Genomic DNA, 6,902 nt, shown 5'->3' with positions numbered 1-6,902 from the left:
CACCGACAACCACCTGATGCTGATCAGCCTGGTGCGCCAGGGCCTGACCGGCAAGGAAGCCGACGCCGCCCTCGGCCGGGTCGGCATCACGGTGAACAAGAACGCCGTGCCGAACGATCCGCAGAGCCCGTTCGTCACCTCCGGCATCCGCATCGGCACCCCGGCCATCACCACCCGCGGGCTGCAGGAAGCGCAGAGCCGCGAGCTGGCCGGCTGGATCTGCGACATCCTCGACCACCTCGGCGATGCCGACGTGGAGGCCAAGGTCGCCACCCAGGTCGCCGGTCTCTGCACGGACTTCCCGGTCTATCGCTGAGCCCCCCCGAAGACGGTCGGGGAGCCCGACGCGCCCCGGCCCAACCCTCTCCGCGGGAGAGGGAGCAACAGTTCAGGAGCATCCACATGCAACGCTACTCCGGCTTCGGCCTGTTAAAGCATTCACTGAGCCATCACGAGAACTGGCAACGCATGTGGCGCACGCCCACGCCGAAGCCGGTCTACGACGTGGTCATCGTCGGCGGCGGCGGGCACGGCCTGGCCACCGCCTACTACCTGGCCAAGGAACACGGCATCAGCAACGTGGCGGTGGTCGAGAAAGGTTGGCTGGGCGGCGGCAACACCGCGCGCAACACCACCATCGTGCGCTCCAACTACCTGTGGGACGAGTCCGCGCTGCTCTACGAACACGCGATGAAGCTGTGGGAGGGCCTGTCCCAGGACCTCAACTACAACGTGATGTTCTCCCAGCGCGGGGTCTACAATCTCTGCCACACCCTCCAGGACATGCGCGACGGCGAGCGCCGGGTCAGCGCCAACCGCCTCAACGGCGTCGACGGCGAACTGTTGAACGCGCAGCAGGTGGCGGAGGAGATTCCCTACCTGGACTGCAGCAAGAACACCCGCTACCCGATCATGGGCGCGACCATCCAGCGTCGCGGCGGCGTCGCCCGCCATGACGCGGTGGCCTGGGGCTTCGCCCGCGCCGCCGATGCCCTCGGCGTGGACCTGATCCAGCAGACCGAAGTCACCGGCTTCCGCAAGCAGGACGGCGCGGTGATCGGCGTCGAGACCAACCGCGGCTTCATCGGCGCGCGTCGTGTCGGCGTGGTCACCGCCGGCAACTCCGGGCACATGGCCAGGCTCGCCGGCTTCCGCCTGCCGCTGGAATCGCACCCGTTGCAGGCGCTGGTCTCCGAGCCGCTGAAGCCGATCATCGACAGCGTGATCATGTCCAACGCCGTGCATGGCTACATCAGCCAGTCGGACAAGGGCGACCTGGTCATCGGCGCCGGCATCGACGGCTACAACGGCTACGGCCAGCGCGGCTCGTACCCGGTGATCGAGCACACCCTGCAAGCCATCGTCGAGATGTTCCCGGTGCTCTCGCGGGTACGCATGAACCGCCAGTGGGGCGGCATCGTCGACACCACCCCGGACGCCTGCCCGATCATCGGCAAGACTCCGGTGCAGAACCTGTTCTTCAACTGCGGCTGGGGCACCGGCGGCTTCAAGGCCACTCCCGGCTCCGGAAACGTCTTCGCCGCCACCCTGGCCAAGGGCGAACCGCATCCGCTGGCCGCGCCCTTCTCCATCGAACGCTTCCACAGCGGTGCGCTGATCGACGAGCACGGCGCGGCGGCAGTGGCGCACTGACAAAAGCCGCCCGAAGGGCGAAATCCGCTGCCCCTCGCCCTTCAGGGAGAGGGTGCCGGTCAACCGGCAAGAACAGTTTCCGGAGGCTACAAAATGCTGAATATCTTCTGCCCCCATTGCGGCGAACTGCGTTCCGAAGAGGAATTCCACGCCAAGGGTCAGGCCCACATCCCGCGCCCGCTCGACCCGAACGCCTGCAGCGACGAGGAATGGGGCGACTACATGTTCTTCCGCGACAACCCGCGCGGCCTCCATCACGAGCTGTGGGTGCACGCCGCCGGCTGCCGCAAGTACTTCAACGTCACCCGCCATACGGTGACCTACGAGATCCTCGAGACCTACCTGATCGGCGAGCAGCCCAGCGTCGTCGCCGACGGTGAGAAGAAACCCGCCGTACAAGGGGAACCGGCATGAGCCAGATCAATCGCCTGTCCAGCGGCGGCCGCATCGACCGCAACCGCCCGCTGACCTTCAGCTTCAACGGCCAGCACTACCAGGGCTATGCCGGCGACACCCTGGCCGCCGCGCTGCTGGCCAACGGCGTCGACATCGTCGGCCGCAGCTTCAAGTACTCGCGGGCGCGCGGCATCGTCGCCGCCGGCGCCGAGGAGCCCAACGCGATCCTGCAGATCGGCTCCCGCGAAGCCACCCAGGTCCCCAACGTGCGCGCCACCCAGCAGGCTCTCTACGGCGGCCTGGTGGCCACCAGCACCAACGGCTGGCCGAACGTGCAGAACGACCTGATGGGAATCTTCGGCAAGGTCGGCGGCAAGCTGATGCCGCCCGGTTTCTACTACAAGACCTTCATGTACCCGCAGTCGATGTGGATGACCTACGAGAAGTACATCCGCAAGGCCGCCGGCCTGGGCCGCGCGCCGACCGAGGTCGATCCGGACAGCTACGACTGGATGAACCACCACTGCGACGTGCTGGTGGTCGGCGCCGGCCCGGCCGGCCTGGCCGCCGCCCTCGCCGCCGCTCGCAGCGGCGCGCGGGTGATCCTCGCCGACGAGCAGGAAGAGTTCGGCGGCAGCCTGCTGGACACCCGCGAGACCCTCGACGGCAAGCCCGCCGCCGAATGGGTCGCGGACGCCGTGGCCGAGCTGCAAGGCCTGCCGGAAGTCATCCTGCTACCGCGCTCCACGGTCAACGGCTACCACGACCACAATTTCCTCACCATCCACGAGCGGCGCACCGACCACCTCGGCGAGGTCGCCCCGCTCGGCCAGGTCCGCCAGCGCGTGCACCGCGTGCGCGCCAAGCGCGTGGTACTGGCCGCCGGCGCCCATGAGCGGCCGCTGGTCTACGGCAACAACGACCTGCCCGGCAACATGCTCGCCGGCGCGGTTTCCACCTATGTACGGCGCTACGGCGTGGCACCGGGCAAGAAACTGGTGCTGGCCACCAACAACGACTACGCCTACCGCGTCGCCCTCGACTGGCAGGAAGCCGGCCTGCAAGTGGTGGCCATCGCCGACGCCCGGGCCAATCCGCGCGGCGAGTGGGTCGAGGAAGCACGCCAACGCGGTATGCGGGTGATCACTGGCAGTTCGGTGATCGAGGCGCGCGGCGGCAAGCGGGTCAGCGGCGCCAAGGTCGCCCGGATCGACCTGCAGGCCATGCGCGCCAGCGGCGGCGAATGGCTGGACTGCGACCTGATCGCCAGCTCCGGCGGCTACAGCCCGGTCGTGCACCTGGCCTCGCACCTGGGCGGCAAGCCGGAATGGCGCGAGGAAATCCTCGCCTTCGTCCCCGGCGAAGGCCTGCAGAAGCGCATCTGCGCCGGCGCCGTGAACGGCGTGTTCGGGCTCGCCGAGGTGCTCGCCGACGGCTACCAGGCCGGGAGCCGCGCCGCCCTCGACGCCGGCTACAAGACCGCCGCCGGCAGCCTGCCGAAGGTCCAGCCGCGCCGCGAGGAAGCGCCCGTCGCGCTGTTCCAGGTGCCCCACGAGAAGCCCACGGCACGCGCACCGAAGCAGTTCGTCGATCCGCAGAACGACGTCACCGCCGCCGCCATCGAACTGGCCTGCCGCGAGGGCTTCGAGTCCATCGAGCACGTCAAGCGCTATACCGCGCTGGGCTTCGGCACCGACCAGGGCAAGCTGGGCAACATCAACGGCCTGGCGATCGCCGCGCGGGCCCAGGGCAAGAGCATCGCCGACACCGGTACCACCATGTTCCGCCCGAACTACACCCCGGTGACCTTCGGCGCCGTCGCCGGCCGCCACTGCGGGCACCTGTTCGAACCGGTGCGCTTCACCGCCCTGCACGCCTGGCATGTGAAGAACGGCGCCGAGTTCGAAGACGTCGGCCAGTGGAAGCGGCCGTGGTACTTCCCGCGCCGCGGCGAGGACATGCACGCCGCCGTGGCCCGCGAATGCCGCGCGGTGCGCGAGGCGGTCGGCCTGCTCGACGCCTCGACCCTGGGCAAGATCGATATCCAGGGCCCGGACGCGCGGGACTTCCTCAACCGGGTCTACACCAACGCCTGGACCAAGCTCGACGTCGGCAAGGCGCGCTACGGCCTGATGTGCAAGGAAGACGGGATGGTCTTCGACGACGGCGTGACCGCCTGCCTGGCCGACAACCACTTCGTCATGACCACCACCACCGGCGGCGCCGCCCGCGTACTGGAGTGGCTGGAGCTGTACCACCAGACCGAATGGCCGGAACTGAAGGTGTACTTCACCTCGGTCACCGACCACTACGCGACCCTCACCCTGTCCGGCCCGAACAGCCGCAAGCTGCTCGCCGAAGTCACCGACATCGACCTGGACAAGGATGCCTTCCCCTTCATGACCTGGAAGGAGGGCAAGGTCGCCGGGGTGCCGGCCCGGGTGTTCCGCATCTCCTTCACCGGCGAGCTGAGCTACGAGGTGAACGTCCAGGCCGACTACGCCATGGGCGTGCTCGAAGCGCTCGCCGAGCACGGCGCGAAGTACGGCCTGACGCCCTACGGCACCGAGACCATGCACGTCCTGCGCGCCGAGAAGGGCTTCATCATCGTCGGCCAGGACACCGATGCCTCGGTCACTCCGGACGATCTCAACATGGGCTGGGCGGTGGGCCGCAGCAAGCCGTTCTCCTGGATCGGCTGGCGCGGCATGAACCGCACCGACTGCCTGCGCGAGGATCGCAAGCAACTGGTCGGACTCAGGCCGAGCAACCCGCAGGAGGTACTGCCCGAAGGCGCGCAACTGGTGTTCGACACCCAGCAGGCGATCCCGATGAAGATGGTCGGCCACGTCACCTCCAGCTACATGAGCGCCAGCCTCGGCCACGGCTTCGCCCTGGCGGTGGTGAAAGGCGGCCTCAAGCGCATGGGCCAGAAGGTCTACGCGCCGCTGGCGGACGGCCGCTTCATCGAGGCGGAGATCTGTTCCTCGGTGTTCTACGACCCGAAAGGGGAGCGGCAGAACGTGGATTGACCGGAGAGGGATGCGCTCCTCTCCCCGGCCCTCTCCCCGAAGGGAGAAGGCAGACAGGCTACCAGGGCGCGCGGCGCCCCAAGGTGAAAATGAATGAGCAAGGCAAACGTCTACCAGCAACGCCCCGAACCCGGCGTCCACGCCGAATCGCCGCTGCACCATGCCGAGCTGCACAAGCTCGCCGGCAAGACCGCCGCGAAGGCCGGTATCGTCCTGCGCGAGAAGAAGCTGCTCGGCCACCTGGTGCTGCGCGGCGATGCCACCGACCCGGCCTTCGCCGCCGCCGTGCACCAGGCCCTCGGCCTGGAGCTGCCGGTGGCCCTGACCCTGGTCGCCAGCGGCGAGACCTCGCTGCAATGGCTGGCCCCGGACGAATGGTTGCTGATCGTCCCCGGCGGCGAGGAATACGCCGTCGAGCAGCGCCTGCGCCAGGCCCTGGGCGAGGAGCTGCACTACGCCGTGGTCAACGTCAGCGGCGGGCAGACGCTGCTCGAACTGAGTGGAGCGAAGGTCCGCGAACTGCTGATGAAATCCACCAGCTACGACGTGCATCCGAGCAACTTCCCGGTGGGCAAGGCGGTCGGCAGCATCTTCGCCAAGTCGCAATGCGTGATCCGCCATACCGGCGAGGACACCTGGGAGCTGGTCGTGCGCCGCAGCTTCGCCGACTACTTCTGGCTCTGGTTGCAGGACGCCAGCGCCGAATACGGCCTGCAGGTAGCGGCATGAGCAGCCTCCCCCTCTCCCCGAGAGGGGATACCGGACCCGGAGCCTCGCGATGAGCCGTACCCCCGATACCTGGATCCTCACCGCCGACAGTCCCAGCCTGCTGGGCACCGTCGACGTGGTGACGCGCTACCTCTTCGAGCAGCGCTGCTACGTCACCGAGCACCACTCGTTCGACGACCGCCTGGCGCAACGCTTCTTCATCCGCGTGGAGTTCCGCGCCGGAGACGGCTTCGACGAAGCTTCCTTCCGCGCCGGACTGGCCGAACGGGTGGCGCCGTTCGGCATGCGTACCGAGCTGACCGCGCCGGGCTACCGCAGCAAGGTGGCGATCATGGTTTCCAAGGCCGACCACTGCCTGAACGACCTGCTCTACCGCCAGCGCATCGGCCAGTTGCCGATGGACGTGGTGGCGGTGATTTCCAATCACCCGGACCTGGAGCCGCTGGCGCGCTGGCACGGCATTCCCTACCACCACTTCCCGCTCGACCCGAACGACAAGCCGGCCCAGGAAGCCAGGGTCTGGCAGGTGCTCGAAGAGAGCGGCGCCGAGTTGGTGATCCTCGCTCGCTACATGCAGGTGCTGTCGCCGGAACTGTGCCGGCGCCTGGACGGCTGGGCGATCAACATCCATCACTCCCTGCTGCCCGGCTTCAAGGGCGCCAAGCCGTACCACCAGGCCTACCAGAAGGGCGTGAAGCTGGTCGGCGCCACCGCCCACTACATCAACAACGACCTCGACGAAGGGCCGATCATCGCCCAGGGCGTCGAGACGGTCGACCACGCCCACTACCCCGAGGACCTGATCGCCAAGGGCCGCGACATCGAGTGCCTGACCCTGGCGCGGGCGGTGGGCTACCACATCGAGCGGAGGGTATTCCTCAACGCCAATCGGACCGTGGTGCTGTAAGCGCGCCCTCTCTCCCCAACCCTCGCTGAAGGAAGAGGGCCAGGGAGAGGGGCGCCTCGCACGGCTTCGCGTCCCGAGCAACACCGACAGCCCGCCGGCTGCCAGCATTCTCCGGCCCTGTCGCGCAACAGACGACTTTCCAGTGCAAAGCCGCGCGGCCGTGGACGCCGCGCATTTGTACCCAC

General features: G+C 68.1%; 5 protein-coding genes and 1 pseudogene. All 6 read left to right on the top strand.

The window, feature by feature from the left end; all coding sequences use genetic code 11:
• A pseudogene (gene glyA / locus HMPREF2886_RS01210) lies at positions 1-316 on the top strand (serine hydroxymethyltransferase); the annotation flags it as partial.
• An 86-nt stretch (positions 317-402) separates the two neighbouring features.
• Positions 403-1,653: a sarcosine oxidase subunit beta gene (locus tag HMPREF2886_RS01205; protein ID WP_003096779.1), complete on the top strand. Its 1,251-nt coding sequence runs from the start codon at positions 403-405 to the stop codon at positions 1,651-1,653.
• 93 nt (positions 1,654-1,746) lie between these two features.
• Positions 1,747-2,067, top strand: a complete 321-nt coding sequence (locus HMPREF2886_RS01200) for a sarcosine oxidase subunit delta (protein ID WP_003096781.1) — start codon at positions 1,747-1,749, stop codon at positions 2,065-2,067.
• Positions 2,064-5,081 carry a sarcosine oxidase subunit alpha gene (locus HMPREF2886_RS01195; protein ID WP_070746625.1) on the top strand — a complete coding sequence of 1,006 codons (3,018 nt, stop codon included), beginning with the start codon at positions 2,064-2,066 and terminating at the stop codon, positions 5,079-5,081. Before HMPREF2886_RS01200 ends, HMPREF2886_RS01195 begins: the two co-directional genes overlap by 4 nt.
• Positions 5,082-5,174: 93 nt before the next feature.
• The gene (locus tag HMPREF2886_RS01190; RefSeq protein ID WP_070746623.1) at positions 5,175-5,810 is read left to right on the top strand and encodes a sarcosine oxidase subunit gamma; all 636 of its coding nucleotides are present in this window, start codon (positions 5,175-5,177) and stop codon (positions 5,808-5,810) included.
• Positions 5,811-5,859: 49 nt separating this feature from the next.
• On the top strand, positions 5,860-6,717 hold the full coding sequence (gene purU, locus HMPREF2886_RS01185; protein ID WP_033973080.1) for a formyltetrahydrofolate deformylase: 858 nt from the start codon (positions 5,860-5,862) through the stop codon (positions 6,715-6,717).
• Positions 6,718-6,902 lie beyond the last annotated feature (185 nt).

This window comes from Pseudomonas sp. HMSC066A08, from assembly GCF_001813025.1.
Taxonomy (GTDB): domain Bacteria; phylum Pseudomonadota; class Gammaproteobacteria; order Pseudomonadales; family Pseudomonadaceae; genus Pseudomonas; species Pseudomonas aeruginosa.
The sequence above is the reverse complement of the archived record's forward strand: the minus strand, read 5'-3'. Positions and strand labels throughout refer to the sequence as shown.